Origin of the sequence: Chlorobaculum parvum NCIB 8327, from assembly GCF_000020505.1 — a bacterium.
Classification (GTDB): domain Bacteria; phylum Bacteroidota; class Chlorobiia; order Chlorobiales; family Chlorobiaceae; genus Chlorobaculum; species Chlorobaculum parvum_A.
On sequence record NC_011027.1, the window covers coordinates 1,504,051 to 1,530,342 of the forward strand.

Genomic DNA, 26,292 nt, shown 5'->3' on the forward strand with positions numbered 1-26,292 from the left:
CTTGACAAGCCTTATGAACTCCAAAACCTCTACGTTACCTCTGTTTTCAAGATCGAGAGGCTCTACAGAACTGCCACCTTGCCCGACCTGTTTGATCGCCCAACATCCTACGGGTGATTCAGAAAAAAAGCACTGCTTGAAGCCAGAAACGATCACGATCATCTTTGCCGTCGGAATTGTTTCCGTAAATGTCCCTGCCGGGATTCTTGCCGATCGCATGCGCCCAGCTACCCCGAAGGCTGAACCTCGAAGAGTAATCGTAATTGACTCCAAGACCGGCGCCCTGCAACCAGTAGGTGTTCTTTCCCGTTGCTGTATCGACATTCGTCCCTTTCAGATCATGATGTAACTGGACCTGACCCGCATCGTAGAAACCGAAAAGCTGAACACTTCCACGAAGCGATTCTACCGGTATAGCATAACGCAAATCCACATTGATCATCTGGCCTTGGTCACCCAAGCCTTCGCCAAGCGGATAAGCCCTTACGCCGTAGGGGCCGCCCAATGAAAATTGCTCGCTCGTATCGAGGTTCTGTGGCGCAAGCTGACCCGTCCACGAAATGCTTGCAGTCGTCTGGGGGGCGAGATGGTGAAGATGATACAGGGCGAAATTGAATCTCGAAAACTGGCCCGTCTCAGCCAGGTTGGTGCCCAGCAGGTCAACAGGGCGGTTCAAATCGCCCAATGTCACCATGGCACGGAACGAAGTGTACGAGTTTCCCAAGATGGAATCCCAACGCTCTCCTTTCAGGCCAAAGGACACGTCATTCGTATAGCGTTCACGGTAGGTCTGACCATTGTACCACTGATCTTTCAACTCCCGGTATGCGTAACCCGCCGAAGCAACCATAATTGACTTCCGGGTCCTTATAATCGGATAGTCAAGGCCAAGATTGATTTCATAACTGCCGCCATCAAATCCGTAAACCGACAACTCCTTACCCAATTCATAGTGCATTGCCTTGAACCCCACGTTACCCCTGAGACCATCGTAGAGAATCGGGAAAGAGTAATTGATTGCGCCCTGCCTCAGATCACCGGAATAGGTACCTGTGAAATCGAGCTTGTCTCCGCATCCACTCAGATCATTCAACGTCACCTGAGCATTAGTACGCCACTCACCTGTATAGCGGTTTCCAAAGTTGTCTTCCGACACGTTTCCTGAAACCAGGGGGCCTTCAACCACGGTGAGATCTATCTGACTCGTTCCGGAATAAAATCCTGAAGAGAGCGAAGCTTTGGCGCTGATGACACCAGGAATATCGTTCATCAACACGACAGCCTTCTCAAACTCTTTCTGATTCATGGCCTTACCTTTGGCCACAGAATCACCGATCATATTCTCAAGAAAGCATTGCTTGAGCCTTGGTGCTTGTTCCAAATTGTAGCGGACGGTGCCATCGCTCTTGCCCTGCTCAACCCGGATAATGATTATCCCCTGGGTAATATCCTGCTTCGGAAGGTAGGCCCACGACAGGAACCAACCCCTCTCCTTGAGAACTGACGTAATCTTGTTTGTCAGCCTTTGGAGGTCGCCAAAAGAAAGCTCCTGTCCTACGGATGACGCCACAATATTGTTGAGCTCTTTCTCAGTAATCACCCCTTCGTAGCCTTGGAATGAGAACCCCTTGACACGGACACGCACTCCGTCATCTGGTTGCATTCCCTCTTCGAATGGCTCCACCTCAGGCTTCTTCAACTGATCGGAGGGGAGCATGCGCTGCGGTTCCTGTTCGCGCAGGAGACTACCCGCATCAGGGGTCGGTGCGAATGGTGCAGCTTGCAGAGTGCCTGCGGTAAGCACTAACCCCGCAAAACCAAATCCTATTATCTTTGTTCTCATCAGTGATACCTCGGTTTAGAGCGACGATCAAAAAATAAATAGTCATTTATAAACTTCTCATATAGAAGTTATGAATATGATGAACAAAAAACAAAGCAAATAGTATACTTTTTATACAAACACCCTTTATCAAACAAAGACAAACCTATACACACATCTAAATAACGAACAGGAACCGAGGCAACGCACCAACGGCGTTACTGCCTCTAAAGTCCCAAAAAATCAAGCGCCAACTCCACTCGCCCACACCCTCCCCCCGGATTGAACCGCAATCTCCCTCTTGCATCCGCTGGATTTGCCGGAAAGAACCTGCCGTACTACATTGATTTTCAAGTCGCTGCATCATCTACCCATCACCCCAAGGATGACCTATGAACAACAAACTGCTCATCGTCCAGAACATCAGCCATGAAGGCCCCGGAATCCTTGCCGATTTGCTGAAAGAGCATGGAATCGACTTCAAGCTCTGCGATCTTTCGAAGGGCGAAACCGCACCCGATCCGGCGGGCTTTGCTGGCATGGTGGTACTCGGCGGGCCGCAGAGCGCCAATGACGCGACACCGCAGATCATCAGCGAACTGGCGCTGATCAAGAAGGCGCTTGACTCTGGCGTACCGTACCTCGGCATCTGCCTCGGCTTGCAGCTCCTTGTGAAAGCTCGCGGCGGCAACGTGGTGAAGTGCCCCCGGCAGGAGATCGGGTTCCGCGAACCTGACGGCGAACCGTTCATGGTGGAGCTAACGGACGACGACAAGCGCGACGCGCTTTTCCATGGGATGCCGGAGCGGTTGCGGGTGTTTCAGCTTCACGGTGAAACGGTAGAGTTGGCGGACGGTATGACGCTGCTCGCCACGGGGCGCGGCTGCACGAATCAGGTGGTGCGGGTCGGAAGCAACGCATGGGGGCTGCAATGCCACTTCGAGATGACGCCCGAGATGTTCGAGAGCTGGATCGGCATCGACGCCGACCTGAAGGCGATGAATCGCAATGAGCTGCTCGCGGAGTTCGATGCCATCAGCGAGGAATACGCCGAAACCGGGCGTTCGATCCTGCTGAACTTCCTCGCCGTAACCGGCCTCGTCAAAGCGTGAAAGTGCTGACGCGATGAGCTTACTAATGCGGCCATAACACCAATCGACGTCAAAGAAAGAAATTGGGCTAAAGCCCTTATTTTATATTGTTTTATCCGCATACCCCGTCCCGAAAGCTTTCGGGACGGGGCAATTGTTTAAGAGTTTTAATGGCCAAAGCAATAACAATCGACGAGCGTCGCGTGCGACACCTGAACCAGATCGAAGACCAGCACGGCACGGTCATCTACTGGATGTCGCGCGACCAGCGCGTGCGCCACAACTGGGCGCTGCTCTTCGCCAGCCAAAAGGCCAACCAGCTCGGCCAGCCGCTCGAAGTGGTGTTCACCCTCGCGCCCGGCTTTCTCGGCGCGCCGATGCGCCACTACGACTTCATGTTCCGCGGACTTCGTGAGGTGGAAACGAGACTGCGTGAGCTGGGCGTGCTGTTCACTGCGCTCTACGGCGAGCCGGGCAAAACGCTGCCGGAGTATGCCGCCAGCCGGAACGCAGGAGCGCTCGTCGCGGACTTCTCGCCGCTGAAGCTGGTGCGCGACTGGAAGCAGGAAGTCGCGCCAGGCCTCTCGTGCACGTTTTACGAAGTCGATGCGCACAACATCGTGCCGTGCTGGCTCGCCTCGCCAAAGCAGGAGTACGCCGCGCGCACGATCCGCCCGAAACTCAACACCCTGCGCGAGGAGTTTCTGACAGACTTCCCCGAACCGGAACTCCAGCATCAACCCGACAAGCTTCCGCCGCCGGTGGAGTGGGATGAGATGGAAACGCTGCTCAAGGTTGATCGCTCGGTCAAAGCCGTACCCGCGCTGGAGCCGGGCGAAGCGGCGGCGGAATTGCACCTGCGAGACTTCGTCGATGGCCGCCTGAGCCGCTACGCCGACGAGCGCAACGATCCAAACTCCGGCGCGGTTTCAGGCTTGTCGCCCTACCTGCACTTCGGCCAGCTTAGCGCCCAGCACGCCGCTTTCGAGGCTGCTCGGAGCAAAGCTTCGGAAGCTAACCGCGAAGCCTTCGTCGAAGAGCTGTTCATCCGACGGGAGCTATCGGAGAACTACTGCTACTACAACGAGCGGTACGACTCGTTCGACGGCATCCCCGAGTGGGCAAAAAAGACGCTGCTGGAACACACCGGCGACCGCCGCGACGCCATCTACACGCCAGAGCAGTTCGAGCAGGCGCAAACCCACGATCCACTCTGGAACGCCGCCCAGACGCAGTTGCTCGAAACCGGCGTCATCCACGGCTACATGCGCATGTACTGGGCCAAAAAGATTCTCGAATGGAGCGCCACCCCGGCGGCAGCCTTCGACATCGCGCTCATGCTCAACGATCGCTACGCCCTCGACGGACGCGATCCCAACGGCTACGTCGGCGTCGCCTGGTCAATCGGCGGCCTCCACGACCGCCCCTGGGTCGAGCGCCCGATCTATGGCACCATCCGCTACATGAACGCCAACGGCTGCAAAAGAAAATTCGACGTCCCCCGCTACATCGCCGAGATGAGCGGCTCGTCGCAGGCTACACTGTTCTGAGATGGGAGGACAAATGGCAGGGTTGAAATCTTTACGCTATTTTTTTACTGTTGATGGTTAAGAATCTGCGAATGGGTAAACAAATCAGTAGCGAAGGTTAAATAATGAATACAAAGCAACTTATTGACGAAGCGGTGTCGCTGCCAGTTGAAGAGCGCGCATTCGTGGTGGATTCACTGCTGCGCAGCCTGAACCAGCCGAAATCAGAAATAGACAAAAAGTGGGTTACAGAAGCACAGCGTCGTCTTGGGGAGTTGCGATCTGGTAAAGTTCAGACAATTCCGGGTGATGAGGTCTTTGCGAAGGTTTGGAAAAGGTTTGAAGCATGAACTTTTCTTTTCACCCTATCAAAAAAAATGCACCTTTTGCGAATCAATCTTATTAATGTTAGACGTATGGATAAGCAAGTACCGAGAGAATGGCGTAGGTATGAATACTTTAATCCGAAAATAGTACTACCAAAGCTTCGGAAAATCCGAGAAGAAATATCAATAACGAACACACCTGATAAAATAAAGGCACTACGAACAAATAAGCTAAAACGAGAACGTGAAAGTTGGGATGCAGCAATATTTTGCCAACTACTTTCACTGACATTAAAAAAAGATATTTTATTTTCGCGCGAGGAGCACTCGGATTTCGATTCAATATTCACATGGAATGATGGGGAAGTACAGAGTTTCGCACCTATCCAGCTTAAAGAGCTTGTTCCGGCATATGCAAACCCAAATGCCAACCTCCAAAATATCATCAATAGTTTGTCGAAATATTCTGGAAGCGATGATCTTATAGTAGGTATTAAAATAAATCGAAGGGAAAGAATAGAATTTTCAGATATTGATACGGATGGCTTAAAAATTCGTGAGCTTTGGATGTTTGGAGCCACAACGGAAAGTCAAAGTCATTGGAGTTTGTTAGGTGAGGTAATGTCAGGGAAGGTGCATCAGTATGAGTACGAGCTACCATACATCTAACACATCACCCCAGTCGGACGGCCTCACCGCCCCTAGTGTCATGTCTCCGCAAAACTGTCTCATCAAAGACCAGAAATCCTTTATTAAATCATTTACTTTAAGCCACTTAGCAGCAGATGCGCATCCAAACGCCACAGCATTATCCGTCAATATAAAAGAAACATGACACTAGCCTTAAACGTTAGTCCAGTGATAATTCAATGAATTATTAGGAGTTTTATCACCGAATCTATTCGTAACAGAAACACTAACGCTCACCTCACCTCCCCTATCCCCCCCACAAAACGCAGAAAGCCGGACTTCGCAGCCCGGCTTTCTCATCAATCCCAACAAATCAACCCTACCTCACGCCAGCGTGAGATCGATTGTTCTTCTCGTCAGATCGACTTCGTGCACCTTTACTTTCAACCGCTGGCCGATTTGCAGGCGACGGTGTTTGCGCCTACCGACGAGTGAGTAGGTCGCCTCGTCGTATTCGTAGTAGTCGTCCTTGAGGTTGCGCATGTGCACCAGACCCTCGATGGCGAAGTCGGTCATGCGCACGTAAATGCCGTACTCGGTCGCGCCGGTGATGACGCCTCCGTAGGTGTTGCCGAGATGGCTCGACATGTACTCCACCTGCTTGAGCTTGACCGACTCGCGCTCCGCCTCGGTGGCGATTTTCTCGCGCTCGTTGGTGATCTGGCACACCTCGGTGATGGTCGCGCTGATCTCGGTGATCCTTTCGGGCGTCACCTTGCGACGCTTCTTGCGCGTCGTTTCGTACTCGAACAGAATGCGGTGTATGACCAGATCCGGGTAGCGCCTGATGGGCGAGGTGAAGTGCGTGTAGTGCTCGAAACCGAGGCCGAAGTGGCCGTCGTTGGAGGACATATAGACCGCCTTCGACATGGAGCGCAGCACCAGCTCGTTGACCAGGAACTCGACGTTCGTGCCGTGCACCTTCTGCAACAGCTCGCGCAGCGCTCTGGACGACACCGTGGCGCTGTCTTTGCCCTTGCGGTCGAGCTTGAGGTCGAAGCCGATCTTGCGTACAAAGTTGGCCAGCACCTGCACCCGCTCCATCTGAGGAGCACCGTGCACGCGGTAGATCACCGGATGCGGATTCTTTTCGTTCTCGGCGTACCGGGCGGTCAGGTAGGCGGCCACCGTGCGGTTGGCCAGCAGCATGAACTCCTCGATCAGGCGGTGGCTGTCGAGCCGCTCCTTCTTGATGACCTCGACCGGTTCACCATTGCTGCCGAGCTTGAAGCGCACCTCCTCGGTCTCGAATTCAAGCCCGCCCGACTCCATGCGCTGGGCACGAATCGTCTTGCTCAGGCTTTCAAGCGCTTGCAGCTCCTCGACGTAATCCCCTTTGCCAGCATCGATAATCTGCTGCACGTCTTCGTAGGTAAAACGGCGCTTGGAGTGGATGACCGTCTTGTGGAACTCGAACTTCTTGACCTCACCCTTTTTGGTGATATTGAAGAAAACCGAGAAAGCCATGCGATCCACGCCCGGATTGAGGCTGCACACCTTTTCGGAAAGGCGCGACGGCAGCATCGGAATCACGCGGTCAACGAGGTAGACTGACGTGGCACGCTTGCGAGCTTCCTTGTCGAGCGCCGAATTCTCAGGCACGTAGTGCGACACGTCGGCGATGTGCACGCCGACCTTGTAGCCGCCGCCATTGCCGAGCTTCTCGATCGAGAGCGCGTCGTCGAAATCCTTCGCATCGACCGGATCGATGGTGAAGACGTCCTTGTCGCGAATGTCGAGCCGCTCTTTAAGATCCTCGTCGGTAATCTCTTCGCGAACCTTTTCAGCGAAGGTCAGCAGCTCCTGCTCGAAAGTCTCGTCAATACCGAGGCCACGAGCGATGGCGCTCACTTCGACCTGCGACTCTCCGGCCTGACCGAGAATCTCGATCACCCTGGCCTGGATCGTGCCGTTCTTCAGGAACTCCAGATCGCCAGCCAACACCTTGGCGCCATCCTTGGCTTTTTTGGCGTCCTTGACGGAGATGTGAATTTCGGGCAGAATCTTGCGCTGGTCGGGCTTGAGCAGAAAACGGCGGTTTTCGCGCTGAAGCGTGCCGACAATCGTCGTAAGCTTGCGGCTGACCACATTGACAATAAGCCCCTCGCAACGCTGGTGCGGCGACTGCTTCGACACGTAGGTTTCAGGCACTTTGGTAACCAGCACCTCGACCTCGTCGCCATGCAGCGACTGACCAAGCATGTCGGCACCGATGAAAATATCGTCATCGAAGCCTTCGACATCGACGAAGCCGTAACCGTTGGGATGGGTAGTGAGCTTGCCCTGGTAGGTCTGATCGACCTTGTAGCGCTCCTTGCCGGGCTGCGGGAAGTGACGGCCCTCGACCAGATGCTCCTCGTAGGTGTCGGGTTCCAGTCCAGCCCAGCCGTAGCAGCGATTGCTGTCCTTGTCAACGACGCCGTCCTCCTGCAACTTGTGCAGCACGTACCAGAAACCCGGAAGCTGGCGAGACTCGCCATACCCCATCTTTTTGGCCAGTTCCACCGACCTGAAGCGTTCGCCTTCGTGATCGGTCAGGAACGAGATGATCTCCGTCGCCATGGAGGTTTCACCCCGCTTGAACAGAAATTCGTTGATCAGAATATGATCGTTCGCCCGTACTTTTTCATTGTTCTCATGTTGACGCGCCGGGCGGTTTTTCTTTTTCTTCGCCGGACCTTTCTCGGGACGCGGTCTTGATGTCTTGCGTTGTCTTGCCACTCAAATACTTATTAAAATGTTAATGCCTTGGTATTCATCACTCTCATAGGAAGTCTGTCCGGTCGCCCGATTCCCGTGCATCGACGGTCGCCTTGCAGATAGCATACCAGCGTTCGATCTTCGCCGCGATAATGCTACTGCCGAAACGGAATCCAAAAATAAGTATGGAATTTAATAAAAAAGCAGCGTATTTCCGATATGTCCTCCATTGCAGCGGAAATGGGCGGGAATATTCCGATGTAGTATCACTTGGCAACTCGGCGGGTTATCAACAATCCCGGAATCATGGGAATCCAGAGTGTAAAACCACGAAGAAGAAGCGTGGCGGTCACTGCCGACTCGACGCTGACCCCGCCTGACACCAGCAAGCCTGTGCAGGTGAGTTCGAAGGAGCCCAGTCCCATCGGAATCAGGCTGACCGTGGCGACAACCGAGGCCATCACAAAAGAGGCAAACACCAAAACGAACGGCACCGTATCCCCCAAAGCGTAAAGCATTGCAAGAAGCGTGGCTGCATCGAGCAGAAAAACCGCCGTCTGATAGACGGTCAGCTCAGCCATCAGCCAGGGCTTTCGCCAGAGATCGTCCGGCACCTCCTCAAGCATACCGAAAAATCGGGCAACCAGAGGAAAACGCAATAGCCTGCCCGGCAGGTGGCGCTGATGTCCACCCCTCTTCAACAGCAGAATGACGCCGGGAACGATCAAAGACATTAACAGAAAAATACCGGCAACCCAAGCCATCCAGCGATGCGCTTCGTGATGCGCCCACAATTCCAGCAGCGCCACCACCGCAACGATGGCAAAAGAGATATAGAACGAAAGCAGGGTAAGCAGCATAACGCCCATGCCAAGCGATCCGGAAATCTGACGCCGCTTGAATGCGGCAATCACGAAAGCCATACCGCTGATTCCCCCTGAAGGCAACGCCTGATCGGCAAACAGCTTGGCGACGGCCAGAGGAATCAGTTGCAGGAAGGGGGCACGGACAGCCTGAACAGCCAGAATGCGGTACCAGATCCAGGCAAGCGAGCCATAGGTTCCGGCCTGCAACAGAACGGCCACAGCAATCCAGAGGGGATCGATATGCGCGATAAGCTGTACGAAACGGGCAAGCTCCCCGTAATTGAGACCGATGTAGGCAAACCCTGCCAACAAGAGGACGCCAGCCAGTATCGCGGTATATCTGGTTTTGTTCATTGCCCTGCAACCGTTAAGCACTCCGGAAACCCCGGTGTATTAATAAACATACAACGGGAATACCAGTGCAGCAACGGCTCGCCGCTTCCGCAACACTATGCAATCAGGAGTATTCAGGAAAATGAGGATGCTGCACCGTCATGAAACACAATCAGGCGCATCCTGCTCTATGGACGGCGCCACCTTCCCGCGAATCAGCAGAACAGCCATATAGCCGACGATGATGAGATTGATCGCAAGCACCCCCATCTTCAGCCAACTGAACCCCCGGGCAATCTCATAGAGTTCGATCGGCAGATACACACCCCCGCTCACGAGCGCGAACCACTCGGCCCACCGTCGCTCGAACCAGAGCCCGTAAGCCTCGATGAAGCGCATGAGCGCGTAGATAGCGGCAAGCATAATCAGAAAATGAAGGCGCGCTCCGGTCAGATCATGCAGAAGCATTTTTGCCAGCCCCGGAATGTGGTTTGATGGATCGACGTGCCATCGCAGCTTGATCTCGGCAAGAATGCCGGGAAGATCGCGCGAAACGAACGTTGAGAGCAGAAGCGCCAGCGAAAAAACCAGAACGCCCTTGCCGGCCTCGAATAACGCAACGGCCCGGAGACCGCCCCTCACATTTTTATGCATGGTCAACAATGGTCAAAAATAGCCTGAAGAAGAAAACAGCATGCCGTTGCCTGTCAGCAGAGCTCTCGCAGGCAAGGTAGAAACCGGGAAATACTCCGAGAGCTCCGGCAATCTAACCAGATTTGAGCCATTTCCCTTCCTGACCACTCTCCAGACAGATCGTCATTACCCGGCAGGCGAAGCCATCGCTTTTTAAAACAGCGGAAGAACTACGCCGTTATCGTCACTAAAAAAAAGAAATTCGCTTTGCCTAAAAAAGCAACACCGCTCATCCTGTTGTTTTTTATCGCAAACCTCACAAATCCAGCATTCACAATCGTTATCCTACATTCAGGACTCATGATAACGCCATAAATATCACACCATTCAACTCATTGCCAAACCGAACCATAGTCACTATCGTTAACAAGAAAATGATATAACGCAGCCGCTGATTTCAGGGACAAAGGAAATAACAATCGTTACCATAAAAAACACGCCAGAGCACTTCTGAAAAATGAAGTCTCCGCACGCGTAAACAATTGTTATCATCATACAGAACAAGAAAATAACTATTGCAACGTTTTACATGTGACGCTATATTATCGCCTTATCTGCTACAGGAACAGCAATAAAGACAAGGCAGACCTACATCCCTTATCCAGCTATCATATTCTTTCCCGCTATGGGATTACGGCATTAACCATCTGTCTGAAGGGGAGCATTTATGCACAAAACACACATTTCACGCCGTCAGTTTCTCAAAGCGGCTGGCGTAATCGGCGGCATGTCCCTCCTGCATCCGATCTGGGGCATGGCCACCGCTCCGGCTACGGAGGGCGCCGCTGCAAGCAGCACGACCACCTGGGTGCCGAGCATCTGTAACTTCTGCTCTTCGTTCTGCGACATCAAGGTCCAGACCAAAGAGAGCGATGGCGTGCGTCGAATCGTCAAAATCGATGGCAACGAAGATAGCCCGCTGAATCGTGGACGCATCTGCGCCCGCGGCCAGGCCGGCCTTCGCCAGACCTATGATCCGGATCGCCTCAAGCAGCCGCTGATTCGCGTCGCGGGCAGCAAGCGCGGCGAGTGGAACTACCGCGCGGCAACCTGGGACGAAGCATACGAGTACATCGTCAGCCGTCTGCAGAAAATCAATCCCTGGGAAACCAGCCTTATCGGCGGCTGGACGGCGTGCGTATCGTACATGCACTTCAGCCTGCCCTTCTGCCAGACCATGCAGATTCCCAATATCATCGCCTCGCCGCTTCAGCACTGCGTGACGGCGGGTCACCTCGGCACCGATCTGGTGACCGGCAACTTCAACGTGCACGACGAGATTCTGGCCGACTTCGAAAACGCCCGATACATCCTCTTCAGCCTGAACAACGCCTCGGTGGCGGCTATCTCGACCGCTCGCGCTGTGCGCTTCGGGCAGGCAAAGAAGAACGGTGCGAAAGTGGTCTGTCTCGACCCGCGCATGGGCGAGCTGGCCTCGAAGGCAGACGAGTGGATTCCGGTCAAACCGGGCACCGACCACGCCTTCTTCCTCGCAATGTTGCACACCCTGCTCCGCGAAAAGCTCTACGACGCAGCGTTCGTTTCTAAGCACACCAACGCTCCGTTCCTTGCCTACAAGGACGAAAAAGGCTCGGTGCATCTTGCCGCCGACATGAGCGGAGGCAAACCTTCGGCCTACTATGTATACGACGCGATCAGCAACGGCATCCGCGCCGTTCCGGCCTACACCAACAGCAACGAGAAAACGACTGCCGGTGGACGCATCCAGCCCTCGCTCAACGCGCCCAAAGGGCTGACCTGGAATGGCCACAACGTGACGACCGTGTTCGATCTGTTCATCGAAGAGTCCGAGCCGTTCACTCCCGAATGGGCAGCGGAAATCACCGATATTCCAGCATCAACCATTCGCCGCATCGCGGTCGAGTTCGGTCAGGCGCGACCGGCACTTGTCGATCCGGGATGGATGGGTGCACGCTACCACCACCTCATCGGACAGCGCCGTTTGCAGGCGATCATCCAGACGCTGGTCGGCGGTATCGACAAACCCGGAGGCTGGATGATGAGCGGCGAGTACCACCACCGTTCCGAAAAAGCGTGGCACAACATGCAGCACGGCATCGACAGCAGCCACGAGCCGCCGGTCGAACGCCCCGGCATGGGCTTCGCGCACGGCCTGCTCGACATCTTCGCCAACCCGAAGGCGTGGGAACATGGCAAACCCGCTCTGTCGTTCGCCTGGGCAATGGAGCAGCAAAAGGCTGGCAAGCCTTCGGCATTCCTGCCGGCCATGGCCGACACAGGCCTGCTCGAAGCGGTCAAGGGTGAAATGACCTACAACGGCGAACCGTACCGGATGAAGGCGCTCATCATGAACGCGGCCAACCCGATCCGCCACTACTTCCCGGCCAAACGGTGGGAGGAGATTCTCACCAACGACAATCTCGACCTGGTCGTGGCCATCGACGTACTGCCTTCGGACACGACGCTTTACGCGGATGTGATTCTGCCGAACCACACCTATCTGGAGCGCAACGAGCCTTTACTCTACCCGCTCGGCCCCGAAACCGGCATTGGTTACACCACCCGCCTGCGGGCGATCGATCCGCTCTTCGACACGCGCGATACCACCGACATTCTGTGCGAAATCGCACGCCGTATGGGCAAGCTCGACCACTATCTGGAGGGCATCGCCGAGTATGCAGGGCTTGATCCCGAAATGCTCAAGAGCGAGGCCGAAGCCGCACACAAGGCCGGCAAACCCCTCAACGAAGCGTTCCTCAAAACCGCTTACGTGGCGATGGGTAAATTCTCCGGCAAGCTCACCGGCAAGGAGATGACCGGCGCGCAGGTCGAGGCGACCATCAGGGACAAAGGTCTGCTCCTGCTCAAGAACGCCGACGAAGTGGTCGAAGAGATGAACCTGCCGCGCAAGATTCCCGTGCCGACCATGTCGGGACGTCTGGAGCTGTTCAGCCCGATTCTCGAATCGTTCACGCAGCAGGCCGGTCAGCAGCCCATCTTCAACCCGGTGCTCGGCTATGTACCACGCATGGTCACCGACCAGGGCGACAAGAACGATCTCAGCAGCGACGAGTTCTATTTCACCTACGGCAAAGTGCCGGTGGTGTCGCACGCATCGACCAACAACAACAATGCGCTGCTCGCCGCAGTCACCGAACCCAAAAAAGGCCAGTTCATGGGCCTGTGGATGAACACGGCAAAGGCAAAAGCGCTCGGCCTGTCCAACGGCCAGGAGGTAGAGGTCACCAACCTCCGCTACGGCCCAAAGGTGAAAGCCACGCTCTTCACCACCGAAATGATCCGGCCCGATACGGTCTTCCTGCCCTCGGCCTACGGCAGCAGGAACAAGAAACTCAGCGTCGCCGGAGGAAAGGGCACCGCACTGAACGAACTGATGCCTTACAGCATCGAGCCTATCGCGGCCTCGTTCATGTCGCAGGAGTTCACCGTAAGCGTCAAGCCTGTAAACAGTTAACTGGAGGAGTAAGTATCTATGGCCCGTTATGGAATGGTAATGGATATGCGTACCTGCGTCGGCTGTCAGGCCTGCATGGCTGCCTGCTCGGCTGAAAACCAGACGCCCTTCTGGAGCGAGAAGTTCCGGACGCATGTCGAAGACAAAGAACAGGGTTCATTCCCTGATGTGCGCAGAGTGCTGCTTCCGCGCCTCTGTATGCACTGCGAAAACACCCCGTGCCTGTCGGCCTGTCCGACCGGGGCAACCCATATGAACGATGATGGTATCGTGCTGGTCAACAACGACCGCTGCATCGGCTGCTACGCCTGCTGCATCGCCTGTCCGTACGATGCCCGCTACCCTTACGACCGCGAGGATGTCGAAAAGGAGCACGAACTGTACGGCGAGGATGTCACGCACAAGGTGCCTCACGTTGACAAGTGCACCTTCTGCGTGCAGCGACTGGCTCAAAATCTGGAGCCCGCATGCGCAGCCACCTGCCCGACCCATTCGAGGATCTTCGGCGATCTCGACGACCCGTCGAGCGAGGCGCACAAGCTTGCCACCAGCGGCAAGGCGCAGGCGCTGAACCAGGGGCTCGGCACCTCTCCGAAAGTATTTTACATCCCATCATAGCAAGGAGGCCCTCATTATGACGTTTGTACATCAGGAAGTATGGCACTGGCAGATTGCCACCTACCTTTTTCTTGGAGGTCTGGGAGGCGCTACCTTTGCCATCAGCGCGGTGCTTCACCTCTTCGAGGGATGCGACCGCAAAATGCTTTCCGTGGCCGTCATGTCATCGATCTTCTTTTTGGTGCTTGGCACCATCTTCCTGCTCGCGGACATGCTCCAGCCACTCAAGGCTATCTACGCCCTCACCAATCCCAAATCGTGGATTTTCTGGGGCGTCATCTTTATCAACTTCTATTTTGTATCGGCTATCGCGTATGTGATACCACTGCTTGAGGTGTGGCCGAAACTCGAGCCGATCATCCGGAAAATTCCCGAGTCGATCCTCGGCCTTCTGGAGCGCTTTAACAAGCTGGCCGCGCTGGCCGGTTCGGCGGCAGGCTTTCTGGTGGCCATTTACACCGGCCTGTTGATTTCAGCGGCTCCGGCCATCAACTTCTGGAACACACCGGCCCTGCCGCTGCTGTTCGTGATCTCGGGATTCTCGACCGGCGCCGCCTTCCTCTTGCTGCTCTCGACCTTCTCGCAGAACGAGTTCGCGCACAAAATCACCTCCAAGCTGGAACAGCTCGACGCCGTCCTGATCGTCACCGAGCTGATCATTCTCGGAGCCTACTTCAACTTCGCAATGTTCCTGCCCACCGGCGCTCGCGCTTCGGCCGAGTACCTGTTCCAGAGCCCGCTCTTTATCGGCGGCTTCTTCGTGGCAGGCCTCATCGTGCCGTTGCTCATCGAGACCTACAGCATCTTCTTCGCCGGGCACGGGCACGAAGAAAAGAAGTCCGCACTGCCGGTTCTGATGGCCAGCTCGCTGGTGCTCTTCGGCGGTTTCCTCTTGCGTATCTACGTTCTGAAAGCCGGTATGTTCCAGTTCCCCTGGTAACCTACGGCTTGAAAGCAAAAACCTCGACGCCCGGTCTCCGCTTGTCGGATCACCGGGCGTCCATCGTTTATCCACTATGAGTTCACCATTGCAGAAGGCGCTCGTCTTCAAATTTCTGAGCCGCACCCTGGCCTATCCGAACCAGGCGTTCATTCCTACGCTCGTCGAGGTATCGGACGAAATCGAAACGGGCAAAGAGGAGCGTCAGGCACTCATCAGAGCCTTCGAGCTTGAGGAGACCGAGCCGCTTCAGGCCGAATACACGCGCCTGTTCATCAACGGCTACCCGCACACCGCCTGCCCGCCCTACGAATCGATCTATCTGGAAAAGCGGATGCACGGCGACGCTGCCGTAGCGGTCTCTGCCGCCTATGCCGAATGGGAGATGACCGTGGAGCCGGGACTGATCGACCACCTATCGACAGAGCTGGAGTTCCTTGCCTTTCTCGCCTCCGCGGAATCGCTGGACAAAGCCGTGAGCAAGGATGCCCAAAAAGCCTCAGAGCGATTCATCCGTCAGCACCTCTGCCGCTGGGTGCCACAATTTATTGATGATTTGAAAGAGGGCGCGAAACTCGAAGCCTACCGAAAGCTGGGAGAATTGATGGAGAGCGTGCTAGGGGAATATTGCGAGAAAGGATGATGGCCTACCAGTCAGATTGTTTCCATAACTCATGAATCCAGAGTCTTTACTTCGCTCAAAAATCCCTCAAGTGTCATGATTTCAGCTCGAATATCCTTGTGATACAATTTTATGATCTCTGCCGGAACGACGAGCTGCACATCATGCGCACGCATTTCACGGAACTGATTTAGCGAAATGCCTTGCTGTACGGTCAGCAAATGCTTTTTGCCGATTCGGTTCGCTTCGTTCAGTACCTGCCTCCACCTGTCCTTGCAGGTGGGAATGCGAATCCCTATAATTCTTGAAAAGAATTTGCACTTCAAAGTTGCATCAAGAGTTTCTGACCGCATAACCCCTCAATTCAAAAATTATGAATCGGTCATGGTACAGCGCAAGTATTGAAGTCTTTCAACATGCTTCCGATGAGCAAGTTATCGGAGAACTCGTGTTGAACAGTACCTTTGCCGACCTCCCAACTCAAAAAATTGCATGGATCAAAGAGATTTCGATCCTTCGTAAAGCCTTACAAGGCCATGATGGCTGGTTGCATCTTGAATTCAACATTCCACGCATGGGTCGTCGGATCGATGCCGTTCTGCTGATTAAAGGTATTGTCATAGCCATTGAATTCAAGATCGATGCCAATCAATATCTCATGACAGATATTGACCAATCCTACGATTATGCGCTCGACCTGAAATATTTCCATGAGGCGAGTCACAACGCAATCGTCATTCCGGTATTGCTCGCAACAAAAGCTCAAGCTAATCCTGCTTTATTGTTTAAGCATCCAAGGATTCTAGGGCTTTATGAACCAGTGCGCACCAACGAAGCCGAATTTGCTTCAACGCTTAAAGCAATTATTCATCAAATTCCCGAGACCACTCTTGACCCAAAATTATGGGCTGATGCTGCGTATCGACCAACACCGACCATTATCGAAGCTGCCAGAGCACTTTATGCAGGTCATGGTGTTGCTGAAATATCAAGGAACGATGCCGGAGCGATCAACCTCACGAAGACCTCGGAACAGCTTTTTCGCATCATTGACCAAGCAAGAGAAAAGAAAGAAAAAGTCATTTGCTTCGTCACCGGGGTGCCTGGAGCAGGAAAAACCCTTGTCGGTCTGAATATTGCCACCCGTTATAGCGATGAACAAAGCGAACTCTATAGCGTTTTTCTCTCTGGCAATAAACCGCTTGTAGATATTCTTCGTGAAGCACTTGCTCGTGATACTATTCTTCGAGAAAAACTGAACCACGGAAAAAAGCTTAAAAAGTCAGAAGCGCAAACAAGGGTTAAGGCATTTATTCAAAATGTCCACCATTTCCGTGATGATTGCCAAAAGAACGATGGACAAGCTCCGGTAGAGCATGTTGCGCTTTTTGACGAAGCACAACGCGCGTGGAACAAGGAGCAGACTTCATTCTTCATGAAGCAGAAAAAAGGCGTTCCTGATTTTGAAATATCCGAGCCTGAATACCTCATTTCTTGTATGGATCGCAGAGACGATTGGGCAGTCATTGTTTGCCTTGTCGGTGGCGGTCAGGAAATCAACACTGGAGAAGCTGGTATCAGCGCATGGATTGAAGCGGTCAGGGAAAAATATCCTGATTGGCATCTGTTTATTTCGTCGGCGTTGACCGATAGCGAATATGAGTCTGGTGAAGTACTTGCATCAATCCAAACGCGAAAGAACGTCCATTTCCATAATGAGCTTCATCTCGCCACTTCTATGCGCTCTTTTAGGGCGGAAAGCGTTTCAAGGTTTGTCAAAACGGTGCTTGATTGTGAAGTCGAGGAAGCAAAGGCTCTCTATCAACAGCTTCAGGAGCGTTACCCAATTGTTCTCACCAGAAACCTTGATTGTGCCAAAGAATGGCTGAAAGCGCAAGCGAGAGGCTCAGAGCGTTATGGCATGGTTGTATCATCTCAAGCTCAACGTCTCAAACCCTATGCTATCGATGTTCGGTCTCCAATGAATCACATTAAATGGTTCCTCGACGGTAAGGAGGATGTTCGTTCATCTTACTATCTCGAAGAGGTTGCTACTGAGTTTCACGTTCAAGGTCTGGAGCTTGATTGGGCCTGTGTTTCGTGGGATGGGGACTTCCGTTACGGAAATAAAGGTTGGGAGCATTACTCATTCCGGGGCAATAAATGGCAGCAAATCAAAAGCGAATCGCGAAAACAATATCAGAAAAATGCTTACCGAGTCTTGCTCACCAGAGCTCGACAAGGGATGGTCATTTTTGTGCCGGAAGGGAGCGGCGATGATCCGACAAGATCATCCAGATTTTATGATAGCACTTACAAATACCTCAAAGCCTTGGGTGTTGAGGAGATTGGCTAAAAATCACCTTGATTAGCGGCTAAAGTTACCAAATGTCATTTGGGTCAAATACCTTCCATCCATTTTTCCAACATTTCTCTACATGCTTCACAAACGCCCCAATCGTTCGATCCTGCAAATCAATATCTTCTCTTGAAGCATCAACTGCTTCAATGGAGTCATACTCATGAAGGCAGTGGTCATCGGCGTTAACTGAATACTCATCCTCTTCGAAAAGAAAAACCTCTGGTAGTTCAGCTTGTTTGGCGTTGAACAAGCATTTCATGTCAAAACAGCTTTCCAGCCGTCTGTTGATTTCCCCGAGTTCCAACCCTTCCGGGTTCTCAAAATCGGCAAAACCCCACTTTTTGTAATTCCCTCCGTCACGATAGAGATACTTGAAGCGAATTATTGAGTTTTTAGCACTTTGCTCCATTGTCGGATGTCGGTGTTGGTTTATGTCCGCCCTGATTTCAGGCGCAGTTCTATAAAAGACTTGGTGTCAGATAAGGGGACGCTGGTAATTGAGACATGCAAAGCAGCCCCACTGAAACAGCTTGAAAAGCATCAACAGGCGGCCATCATCACCGCGTCTACTTCCCCTCGAACACCACGCGCAACGTGTCGTTCTGGAGACGGGCTTTGAGCCATTTCTCCACTTTGGTACGGTCGGCAAGTCTGAGAGGCTTGCTTGTGGAGAGCAGCACGTAGGGCTGCCGTATGGCCTTTGCGCCGGTCTTGTCGCTGAAAAGGTAGGGTTCAGCGTAGAGGCAGCTGGTAACCTGAGGGAACAAGGGCTTGACCTCGTTGAGAAGTTTCAGGCCGGTATAGCTGACCTGGCGAAGGCTGTCCTGCTGCTGGGCTTTCCGCTGCAGAACCGCATTGAGACGGGCTATTTCAAGCTTCAGCTGATCGGTTTCCTGCATCTGATTCAACTTGTCCTGATACAGCTGAGCCTGATACGCCTTGTCATCACCGATCACCAGTCCCTGCTCAAAGGTCAGGGTCGCCTCGTCGAGGTCGAACTCGATGGCGCGTTTGCGCAAAGCGGTCTTGTTCTCCGCAGTCAGCGGCTTGCCGCCATAAACGAGCAAGATCGAACGATCACCGGCATCGATATCGTAACGCAAAAGGTAATCGCCCTCGAAAATGCTGACGTTCTGGATGAACTTCGTGGCATCTCGCATGAAATTCTCCTTCTTGACAAGCACATACCCGAAATAGAGACTCGGAACAAGCATCACAAAAGTGACCACCGTAATGAGGCGGTGGATGCCAACTTTCTTCTCCTCGGCAAGAGTGCTTCGAAGCGGAATACGCATCACGCGCGCGAACCAGGCGTTGGCAAGGCCGATGAAGACACTGTTGATGGCGAACAGGTACATCGCGCCGAAAAAGAACTTGAAATGGCCCGTAGCCAGCCCGTAACCCGCCGTGCAGAGCGGCGGCATGAGAGCGGTCGCAATCGCCACGCCCGGCACCACGTTACCCTTGAGCTTGGTCGTCAGGGCAATCGCTCCGGCAAGGCCGCCGAACAGGGCGATCAGCACGTCGTAAATGGTCGGGCTGGTGCGCGCAAGCAGCTCCGAGTGGGCGCTGGAGACGGGGGTGATGGCAAAATAAAGCGTCGAAGCCACAAGGCTCGAAACAACCGCAAACGAATAGTTCTTGAACGAGCGGCGCAGCAGCGGAAAATCGTAGGTAGCAAGGCTGTAGCCCATGCCGTTGATCGGCCCCATGAGTGGAGAAATCAACATGGCGCCGATGATCACCGCGGTGGAGTTCATGTTGAGCCCGACCGAAGCCAGAATGATCGCCGAAACCAGCACCCAAAGACGCGCTCCGGTGAACACGATATCGGTCTCGACTGCCTCATGAACCACATCGGGTGCTTCAGCATGCTGCCGTAAATTGAGATGTCTGAGCACTGACTTCAGGAACATGACAGGGGTAATGAGGGTTCAATTGAGGCAGAATGAGGCACGGCTAAAACCGGGCAGCCGGATTCTTGCCTATAACCGGAACGGATCGTCAATGATCTCAAAAGAGAGCTCTTTCTGATGGTCATGAAAACCCATCCTGATGTAATGGAGGTTTTCGCGTTTAAAGATGTCATCCCCCTTCTCGGCCGCATGCAGAATGATATGGCCCTTGTGATTGCCCAGCTCCCTTGCCAGATCACCCCACTTCCTGAACACCAGATTGGTGAAGGAATCCCCCTCCCTGATGCCGATCGTCTCCTCGTCGGCAAGATCGGAAATCATATCCGGAGACGAGATGAGCGACATCTCCTTGCCAATCCAGATACTGATGATTTCGCAATGAAACGGCAGATACACGGAGTTTCCAATGGCAAATCCCGTCTCCCCGTTGTTAACGGCAGCAATAAAACTTTTCATGGATCGTTCGATTGGATTGAGAGCAACTCAGTGATTGAAGAATAGGAACCATATAAGGATGAATATAGGCACCAGAATCGGAATCGAATACTTGTAAACATACTCGATAAAATTCGGAACCTCCGCCTCCGTCTGCGCGGCGATGTTCTTGATCATGAAATTGGGCGCGTTGCCCAGGTAGGTCATAGCCCCGAAAAAGACCGAAGCAACCGATATGGCCATCAGATACAGATCCGAAGTAGCATCCCCGGTTACCGGCGAATCTGTTCCGGCGGCAAATAGAGCGACATCACTCACCACGCCGATGTTGAGGCCGAACTTGCCCATTGCACCGGCAAGGAAGTTCAGGTAAGTCGGCGCGTTGTCGAGCACGCCGGAGAGCATACCGGTCAGCCAGTAGATCCTCGTCAGCGAAAGTTCAGCCGCATGGGTGGCCGCATAGCCCTCGATCAGCGCAAGCGCGGGAATCATGGTCATGAAAATGCCGATGAACAGGAAGGCAACCTCCTTGATCGGCTCGAAGTTGAACTCATTGCCCGCAAGCGCTTTCTGGTTGGCAGTTTTGTACGCCACGATCGACACCGCACCCATAATCAGCTCCCGAATGCCGAATGGCACACCAAACATCTGCTGAAGACTCGGAAATCCCTTGATGACGGCAGGATCGAGGAACACCGAAATAATGACAATCAACAGATAACCGAAGCTGCGCCTGCCGGTGACGCTGATGCCGCCCGAAGCGTTCTCGATTTTTTTGGCGCTCTCCTTAACCCTTGAATCGAGGATAAAAAACACCAGCAGCAGCAGGGCAAGCGAAATAAACCAGGGCAGGAAAACCTTTGAAATAACCCAGAAGAAGGGCACCCCTTTCAGAAAGCCGAGAAACAGCGGAGGGTCACCGATCGGCGTAAGCGCGCCGCCGATATTGCTGACGACGAAAATGAAAAAGACGATATGGAAAGGCTTGAGCCGCCCCTCGTTGATGCGCAGATAAGGGCGAATAAGCAGCATGGAAGCACCCGTGGTGCCGATGAAATTCGAGATAATCTCGCCGAAGATCAGAATCAGCACATTGACCACTGGCGTGCCTGGCCGGTCGATCTTGATCAGAATACCACCCGACACAATGAACAGCGAGCCGACAAGCGCGATGAAGGAGATGTACTCCTGCAAGGCATGGCTGAGCGCGTGGGTTCCGTGATGGATGAACAGCCAGTAATAGGCGGCCACAATCAGCCCTAGAACGACGGTGACTTTCGGATAGTGCCGCTCCCAGAACCGGTGGTAGAACAATGGGCCGGTGGCGATCATCAAAAGCAGAACTACGAAGGGGGAAACAAGCCAGACCGGTGGAAGGTTAGCATGCGCCGCCGCCGGTGCTGCGGAGGCATACAACTCACCGCCCGGCACAAAAGCGCTGGCAAAAACAGAAGCGAACAACAAAAACAAACTGAAAGGATGACTCAAAAACCTCATAAAACCTATGATTTGATCACTGAACACGAAACGGAACGTAATGTAAGGAATTTCACGCTCACCTCGTAAGCGGAGCCCTGAATCACCAACAACCGAACCCAGAACCCGGCAACGCAAAGACGCCGCATAACGGTTCAGGCCAGCTTCTTGTACCAGACGTTCATGCTCTCGATGCCACCCGAAATGTTGGTGTTGTTCACCAGCGTGCCGCTGAATTTATACCCGGCTTTGGCAAAGGTGATATTCATGCCAGGCGAGACGGCACGGGCGATGGTGTAAGCGGTGCGCATACCTTTCTCCCGCATCGCCTCTTCCATTTCGGCGAGCAGGTGCAGCGCGAGGTTGCGACCACGGAATTCAGGAAGCGTCGCAAAGTCGGTCATTTCGACGTTCAGGCCGTCGAGGTCCATCTCCGAGGAGGCCAGCGCGACAAGACGGCCCCCCTGTTGTGCATCCTCGACGCCGAAGTAGTCGATGTGGCTCTCCATCGTTTCGAGCAACCATGCCGGATCGTGGATCGGAAACGGATAGGTGGGAAAAACTTCGCGATAGATTTCGGCCATCTCCGCCACGTCGTCGCATGTGCAGGCCCGGAGCGTGAACTCCGCCGAAAGCGGCGGCGGCTCGACGGCTGGCTTGCTGGACGCCAGTTCCACGATGCGGGCGATCTCGGCGACCTCGGGCGATTCGGCGCGGGCCGGGTCGAGGTATCGCGCCAGGAACATCGCCTCCGTTTCTCCTCGATAAAAACCCGGCACCGAGGCTTCGACGCGGTATCCATTCGCAACAAACTCCCCTTCCGAACCTCTCGGCAGCTTGGCGAAAATCTTGGTGTAGCCGTGCTCTCGTGCAAGCGCATCGAGCTGATCCGGAAGTTTACGCGGATCGGCATCACCCATCTTCATCAGGTAAATGCGGCGGCTGAACGGCCCGTGCTGCAACAGCGCGCCGAAACGGGTTTCGATAATGTCGGGTGTGGTGGTCATGATTCGAGGATTGACGAGGCGCCGCCGGAACGCTCGCGTTGTGGAAAAAGCAGCGATCCTGCGACATAGAGAAACGCCGAAAACAGAATGCCGTACAGGGTCGGATCGAGGCCGAGCGCTGCAATCTCCGGTGGCAGCGCGATGAACTTCGAGATCAGAAGCAACGTCAGCGTGCCGCCGCCCGCCATGCCGAATAGCGCGCCAACTGAGGAACCGCGTCGCCAGAAGAGCGCACCAAGCGTCGGAATGAAGAGCCCCGAAACCATGAACGCATAGGCCTGCAAAATGGCGTCGAGCACCGTGGTGAATTGCACCGCCAGCAGCACCGCACCAACCCCGATCAGAAGCGTCACGACCATTGAAATCAGAAGGCCGCCGCGCCCGTGTTCCCAACCCCTGAAAAAGAACCGGAACAGCAGGTCGTTGGTGAAGTTGCCCGACGCGGCCATGATGCAACTATCCGCCGTGGACATAATGGCCGAGAAGTAGGCCGCCACCACGATGCCGGTCACTCCGGCGGGCAGAATCTGGCTGATAAGCATCGGCATCGCCTGCTCAGGCTCGGCCTGCGGGAACACCACGCGGGCGCACATGCCAAGGAACACGCCTGTAAAAGCCATGATCGGATACTCGAAAAGCCCGGCGATGTACCACGCTTTTTTAGCCTCCCGCTCGTTCCGGCAGGCGTACACCCGCTGGTAAAGCGTCATGCCCACGAACCAGATCGGTACGATGGTCACCATCCAGTTGATGAAGGTGGTCGGCTTGATGGCAGTGAGGCTGAAGTGGCTCGGAGGCAGCGCCGCAACGAGCGCGCCGAACCCACCGATCTTGACAAGCGTCACCGGAATGGTCACCAGAATCAGCCCGGCAAGCAGCACGATCCACTGCACCGTATCGGTGTAGATCACCGCCTTCAAGCCGCCGATCATGGTGTAGAGCACCGTGACCACGGCGATCACCAGCAGTGAAAAGGTCACCTGCTCCATGCCGAAAGGGTTGGTTTGCAGAATGGTAGCCGAGGCGAGCTTGGCGCCGGCAAGCATCTGGGCAGCGGTGAAGCCGAGGTAGCCGATGCCGGAGATCAGCGCGGCCAGCACCGCCACGCGGCTGTCGTACCGGTGGCGCAGAAAGTCAGGATAGGTCATGAAGCGGTGGTGCCGGTCGAGCTTTTTCAGCTTCGGAATCAGCAGCACCGCCGAGAGCCACGCGCCGACCAGACCCGTAAAGAGCAGCCAGCTCCCGGAAAGCCCCATCAGAAAGCCAACGCCGCCGAGCCCGATTGAAAAGCCGCCGCCAACGTCAGTCGCCACGATCGACAAACCAACGTGCGAAGGGGCGATGTCGCGCCCGCCAACATAGTAATCCTCGGCATCGCCGTTACGCCTGAAATGATAGACTCCGACACCGAGAATCGCGGCCATGTAAACCGCGAAAATCAGGTAGTCGATCCAGCTCATGCCTCTTCGGCCTCCCCCTTCCGCCTTTTATGGCGAGCATTCGACGATGGAATGAGCGAAATGGTCTGGTCATGATCCGCAAGAAGCTGCTGCACGCCGATGGCCTTTGACTGTTCGGCATCCTCGAAGTTGAGCTGCAAATCGCACTCGGTGCAATTGCGGTCGCAGAAGGTCGGCTCGTAGGAGTCCGGCTCTTTGTAGGTGGTGATGACACCCTCGTAGTTGCGCAGCACCACCTTGTTGGTCGACCACGAAATGAGGTAGTTCGGCATCACCGGAATCTTGCCGCCGCCGCCCGGTGCGTCGATGACGTAGGTCGGCACACAGAAGCCGCTGGTGTGGCCGATCAGGCTTTCGAGAATCTCGATCCCCTTGCCCACCGGCGTGCGGAAATGCGACAGCCCCTCGGAGAGGTCACACTGGTAGAGGTAGTAGGGACGGACACGGTTGGCCACCAGCTTGTGCACCAGCGCCTTCATGATCCGCGGGCAGTCGTTGATGCCGGAGAGCAGCACCGTCTGGTTGCCAAGCGGCACGCCGACATCGGCGAGGCGAGCAAGCGCGTTACGCGCCGACTGGGTCATTTCGCGCGGATGGTTGAAGTGCGTGTTGACCCACACCGGCTGGTGCTTGCCGAGAATCGCCACCAGCTCTGGCGTGATACGCTGCGGCAACACCACCGGCGTGCGGGTGCCGACACGGATAATCTCGACGTGCTCGATGGCTCGCAGCTCGGTGAGGATCCAGTCGAGCATTTCATCCGAAAGCAGGAACGGGTCGCCGCCGCTCAGAAGCACGTCGCGCACTTGTGGAGTGTTGCGGATGTAGTCGATCCCCGCTTGAATAGCCGCGCGATTGGGAATGGTATCCTCGTCGCCAACCTTGCGCTTGCGGGTGCAGTGTCGGCAGTACATCGGGCAAGTGTTACTCACGAGCAGCAGCACGCGGTCGGGGTAGCGATGCGTCACGCAGGGAGCCGGGCTGTCTTCGTCCTCGTGGAGCGGATCGGCCATGTCGCCTTTCATGATCTTGAGTTCGAGGGGTGAGGGGACGCTCTGGAGAAAGACAGGATCGTTCTCCATGTCGTCGGTATTGATGAGCGAGAGGTAGTAGGGCGTGGTGGACATCGGAAACTTCTGTACCGTCTCGCCGAATGCCTTGCGCTGCTCGTCGGAAAGGGTTATGTCCAGAAGGCGCTCAAAGGTATCGAGATCACGGATGCTGTGGCGCATCTGCCACCGCCAGTCACTCCAGTCCGACGGAGTCGTCTCCGGGTCGATTCGTTTGATAATCTGTTTCTGGGCAAGGGATAAGGTCATGATATACTTGGTTGTTACCGGAAGGATCGAGCCAACCTGCAAGCCTGTCGAGCATTGTCGCAAATGATGCCTGCTCCTCGGGCTCGAGCCGTGCGAACGCCTGCGCGTAAATGTCGCGCATCAGCTCCGGCACCTTGTCGAGCAGCTCCTCCCCCTCAGGCGTGATGGTGATGAACACCTTGCGCTGATCCTGTTGCGAGCGGCTCCTCAGCACCAGCCCCTTGGCTTCGAGACGGTCAATAATGCCGTTGGTCGTGCTCACGCTGAGATGCAGCCGAGCTGCAAGCGCGGAAAGGATATGCTGACCCTCACGCTTCAGGGTGTGAAGGCACAACATCTGGGGTGAGGTCAGGCTGTACTCCCGGTACAGCTTCCGGGAATGAACATCGAGCGCCCGCGCAATGCGGCGAAGGGCCTCATAACTGCGACCGGCTGAATCGCGGTCAGAATACACATGCTGCTGCATATCCCCGGTAAACTGGGTTTACAAAAACAATTCTTTCGTACAGAATAATTTCGTACACGAAAGATTATGGTGACTTAACGTAAGAGAAGAAGCGTAAAGTTCCAAATTGTCGGAAAGAACGGTACGGTTGACTGGGGAAAACGCAAGGCCTATATTGTTTTTCA

Annotated in this window: 22 protein-coding genes; 9 read left to right on the plus strand and 13 right to left on the minus strand. The window is 54.6% G+C overall.

Annotated elements, in window-relative coordinates:
- Positions 1–118: 118 nt before the first annotated feature.
- On the minus strand, positions 119–1,843 hold the full coding sequence (locus tag CPAR_RS07005) for a ShlB/FhaC/HecB family hemolysin secretion/activation protein (RefSeq protein WP_012502614.1): 1,725 nt from the start codon (positions 1,841–1,843) through the stop codon (positions 119–121).
- A 371-nt stretch (positions 1,844–2,214) separates the two neighbouring features.
- On the opposite strand from CPAR_RS07005, the gene CPAR_RS07010 reads away from it, so the two are divergent.
- From CPAR_RS07010 to CPAR_RS07025, 4 genes are all read left to right on the plus strand, one after another.
- Positions 2,215–2,934: a type 1 glutamine amidotransferase gene (locus CPAR_RS07010; protein ID WP_012502615.1), complete on the plus strand. Its 720-nt coding sequence runs from the start codon at positions 2,215–2,217 to the stop codon at positions 2,932–2,934.
- Positions 2,935–3,083: 149 nt separating this feature from the next.
- Positions 3,084–4,463, plus strand: a complete 1,380-nt coding sequence (locus CPAR_RS07015; protein ID WP_012502616.1) for a deoxyribodipyrimidine photo-lyase — start codon at positions 3,084–3,086, stop codon at positions 4,461–4,463.
- Positions 4,464–4,567: 104 nt separating this feature from the next.
- Positions 4,568–4,792 (plus strand): addiction module protein, encoded by a 225-nt coding sequence (locus CPAR_RS07020; RefSeq protein ID WP_012502617.1) that lies wholly within the window; start codon positions 4,568–4,570, stop codon positions 4,790–4,792.
- Positions 4,793–4,858: 66 nt separating this feature from the next.
- On the plus strand, positions 4,859–5,437 hold the full coding sequence (locus CPAR_RS07025; protein ID WP_156773399.1) for a hypothetical protein: 579 nt from the start codon (positions 4,859–4,861) through the stop codon (positions 5,435–5,437).
- A 345-nt stretch (positions 5,438–5,782) separates the two neighbouring features.
- Here CPAR_RS07025 and rnr read toward each other — a convergent pair whose 3' ends face one another.
- The 3 genes from rnr to CPAR_RS07040 form a co-directional block, all read right to left on the minus strand.
- Positions 5,783–8,179: a ribonuclease R gene (gene rnr / locus CPAR_RS07030; RefSeq protein WP_012502619.1), complete on the minus strand. Its 2,397-nt coding sequence runs from the start codon at positions 8,177–8,179 to the stop codon at positions 5,783–5,785.
- Positions 8,180–8,424: 245 nt separating this feature from the next.
- Positions 8,425–9,378, minus strand: coding sequence for a lysylphosphatidylglycerol synthase transmembrane domain-containing protein (locus tag CPAR_RS07035; RefSeq protein ID WP_012502620.1), 954 nt, complete (start codon positions 9,376–9,378; stop codon positions 8,425–8,427).
- 138 nt (positions 9,379–9,516) lie between these two features.
- Positions 9,517–10,011, minus strand: a complete 495-nt coding sequence (locus tag CPAR_RS07040) for a DUF2127 domain-containing protein (RefSeq protein ID WP_012502621.1) — start codon at positions 10,009–10,011, stop codon at positions 9,517–9,519.
- A 706-nt stretch (positions 10,012–10,717) separates the two neighbouring features.
- On the opposite strand from CPAR_RS07040, the gene CPAR_RS07045 reads away from it, so the two are divergent.
- From CPAR_RS07045 to CPAR_RS07060, 4 genes are all read left to right on the plus strand, one after another.
- The gene (locus CPAR_RS07045; RefSeq protein WP_012502622.1) at positions 10,718–13,507 is read left to right on the plus strand and encodes a molybdopterin-dependent oxidoreductase; all 2,790 of its coding nucleotides are present in this window, start codon (positions 10,718–10,720) and stop codon (positions 13,505–13,507) included.
- Positions 13,508–13,525: 18 nt separating this feature from the next.
- Positions 13,526–14,125, plus strand: coding sequence for a 4Fe-4S dicluster domain-containing protein (locus tag CPAR_RS07050; RefSeq protein WP_012502623.1), 600 nt, complete (start codon positions 13,526–13,528; stop codon positions 14,123–14,125).
- A gap of 16 nt (positions 14,126–14,141) precedes the next feature.
- Positions 14,142–15,065, plus strand: coding sequence for an NrfD/PsrC family molybdoenzyme membrane anchor subunit (gene nrfD, locus CPAR_RS07055; protein WP_012502624.1), 924 nt, complete (start codon positions 14,142–14,144; stop codon positions 15,063–15,065).
- A gap of 76 nt (positions 15,066–15,141) precedes the next feature.
- Entirely contained in the window at positions 15,142–15,708 is a 567-nt protein-coding gene (locus CPAR_RS07060; RefSeq protein ID WP_012502625.1) for a TorD/DmsD family molecular chaperone, read from the plus strand.
- 29 nt (positions 15,709–15,737) lie between these two features.
- Here the strand turns inward: CPAR_RS07060 and CPAR_RS07065 are convergent, their stop codons facing one another.
- Positions 15,738–16,040, minus strand: a complete 303-nt coding sequence (locus tag CPAR_RS07065; RefSeq protein WP_041466164.1) for a type II restriction endonuclease — start codon at positions 16,038–16,040, stop codon at positions 15,738–15,740.
- A gap of 20 nt (positions 16,041–16,060) precedes the next feature.
- Between CPAR_RS07065 and CPAR_RS07070 the strand changes: the two genes are divergently transcribed.
- Positions 16,061–18,043: a DUF2075 domain-containing protein gene (locus tag CPAR_RS07070; protein WP_012502626.1), complete on the plus strand. Its 1,983-nt coding sequence runs from the start codon at positions 16,061–16,063 to the stop codon at positions 18,041–18,043.
- A 25-nt stretch (positions 18,044–18,068) separates the two neighbouring features.
- Here the strand turns inward: CPAR_RS07070 and CPAR_RS07075 are convergent, their stop codons facing one another.
- The 8 genes from CPAR_RS07075 to CPAR_RS07110 form a co-directional block, all read right to left on the minus strand.
- A complete protein-coding gene (locus CPAR_RS07075; protein WP_012502627.1) occupies positions 18,069–18,458 on the minus strand; it encodes a hypothetical protein in 390 nt (129 codons plus the stop codon).
- A gap of 157 nt (positions 18,459–18,615) precedes the next feature.
- Entirely contained in the window at positions 18,616–19,965 is a 1,350-nt protein-coding gene (locus CPAR_RS07080) for a DUF389 domain-containing protein (protein WP_012502628.1), read from the minus strand.
- A 69-nt stretch (positions 19,966–20,034) separates the two neighbouring features.
- On the minus strand, positions 20,035–20,421 hold the full coding sequence (locus CPAR_RS07085) for a hypothetical protein (RefSeq protein WP_012502629.1): 387 nt from the start codon (positions 20,419–20,421) through the stop codon (positions 20,035–20,037).
- Positions 20,422–20,448: 27 nt separating this feature from the next.
- On the minus strand, positions 20,449–21,897 hold the full coding sequence (locus CPAR_RS07090; RefSeq protein ID WP_012502630.1) for a sodium:proton antiporter: 1,449 nt from the start codon (positions 21,895–21,897) through the stop codon (positions 20,449–20,451).
- 134 nt (positions 21,898–22,031) lie between these two features.
- A complete protein-coding gene (gene ablB, locus CPAR_RS07095) occupies positions 22,032–22,883 on the minus strand; it encodes a putative beta-lysine N-acetyltransferase (protein ID WP_012502631.1) in 852 nt (283 codons plus the stop codon).
- On the minus strand, positions 22,880–24,343 hold the full coding sequence (locus CPAR_RS07100) for a sodium:solute symporter family protein (protein WP_012502632.1): 1,464 nt from the start codon (positions 24,341–24,343) through the stop codon (positions 22,880–22,882). The genes ablB and CPAR_RS07100 overlap by 4 nt, the downstream gene beginning before the upstream one ends.
- On the minus strand, positions 24,340–25,662 hold the full coding sequence (gene kamA, locus CPAR_RS07105; RefSeq protein WP_012502633.1) for a lysine 2,3-aminomutase: 1,323 nt from the start codon (positions 25,660–25,662) through the stop codon (positions 24,340–24,342). Before kamA ends, CPAR_RS07100 begins: the two co-directional genes overlap by 4 nt.
- A complete protein-coding gene (locus tag CPAR_RS07110) occupies positions 25,589–26,128 on the minus strand; it encodes a MarR family winged helix-turn-helix transcriptional regulator (RefSeq protein ID WP_012502634.1) in 540 nt (179 codons plus the stop codon). Before CPAR_RS07110 ends, kamA begins: the two co-directional genes overlap by 74 nt.
- Positions 26,129–26,292 lie beyond the last annotated feature (164 nt).

Bases quoted from the DNA above. Each gene is read 5' to 3' on its own strand.
- CPAR_RS07020 (WP_012502617.1), top strand. From the start codon at position 4,568: ATGAATACAAAGCAACTTATTGACGAAGCGGTGTCGCTGCCAGTTGAA.
- ablB (WP_012502631.1), bottom strand. From the start codon at position 22,883: ATGACCACCACACCCGACATTATCGAAACCCGTTTCGGCGCGCTGTTG.
- nrfD (WP_012502624.1), top strand. From the start codon at position 14,142: ATGACGTTTGTACATCAGGAAGTATGGCACTGGCAGATTGCCACCTAC.
- CPAR_RS07070 (WP_012502626.1), top strand. From the start codon at position 16,061: ATGAATCGGTCATGGTACAGCGCAAGTATTGAAGTCTTTCAACATGCT.
- CPAR_RS07050 (WP_012502623.1), top strand. From the start codon at position 13,526: ATGGCCCGTTATGGAATGGTAATGGATATGCGTACCTGCGTCGGCTGT.
- CPAR_RS07045 (WP_012502622.1), top strand. From the start codon at position 10,718: ATGCACAAAACACACATTTCACGCCGTCAGTTTCTCAAAGCGGCTGGC.
- CPAR_RS07010 (WP_012502615.1), top strand. From the start codon at position 2,215: ATGAACAACAAACTGCTCATCGTCCAGAACATCAGCCATGAAGGCCCC.
- CPAR_RS07080 (WP_012502628.1), bottom strand. From the start codon at position 19,965: ATGTTCCTGAAGTCAGTGCTCAGACATCTCAATTTACGGCAGCATGCT.
- CPAR_RS07110 (WP_012502634.1), bottom strand. From the start codon at position 26,128: ATGCAGCAGCATGTGTATTCTGACCGCGATTCAGCCGGTCGCAGTTAT.
- CPAR_RS07040 (WP_012502621.1), bottom strand. From the start codon at position 10,011: ATGCATAAAAATGTGAGGGGCGGTCTCCGGGCCGTTGCGTTATTCGAG.
- CPAR_RS07075 (WP_012502627.1), bottom strand. From the start codon at position 18,458: ATGGAGCAAAGTGCTAAAAACTCAATAATTCGCTTCAAGTATCTCTAT.
- CPAR_RS07035 (WP_012502620.1), bottom strand. From the start codon at position 9,378: ATGAACAAAACCAGATATACCGCGATACTGGCTGGCGTCCTCTTGTTG.
- CPAR_RS07015 (WP_012502616.1), top strand. From the start codon at position 3,084: ATGGCCAAAGCAATAACAATCGACGAGCGTCGCGTGCGACACCTGAAC.
- CPAR_RS07025 (WP_156773399.1), top strand. From the start codon at position 4,859: ATGGATAAGCAAGTACCGAGAGAATGGCGTAGGTATGAATACTTTAAT.
- kamA (WP_012502633.1), bottom strand. From the start codon at position 25,662: ATGACCTTATCCCTTGCCCAGAAACAGATTATCAAACGAATCGACCCG.
- CPAR_RS07005 (WP_012502614.1), bottom strand. From the start codon at position 1,843: ATGAGAACAAAGATAATAGGATTTGGTTTTGCGGGGTTAGTGCTTACC.
- CPAR_RS07065 (WP_041466164.1), bottom strand. From the start codon at position 16,040: ATGCGGTCAGAAACTCTTGATGCAACTTTGAAGTGCAAATTCTTTTCA.
- CPAR_RS07100 (WP_012502632.1), bottom strand. From the start codon at position 24,343: ATGAGCTGGATCGACTACCTGATTTTCGCGGTTTACATGGCCGCGATT.
- CPAR_RS07060 (WP_012502625.1), top strand. From the start codon at position 15,142: ATGAGTTCACCATTGCAGAAGGCGCTCGTCTTCAAATTTCTGAGCCGC.
- CPAR_RS07090 (WP_012502630.1), bottom strand. From the start codon at position 21,897: ATGAGGTTTTTGAGTCATCCTTTCAGTTTGTTTTTGTTGTTCGCTTCT.
- CPAR_RS07085 (WP_012502629.1), bottom strand. From the start codon at position 20,421: ATGAAAAGTTTTATTGCTGCCGTTAACAACGGGGAGACGGGATTTGCC.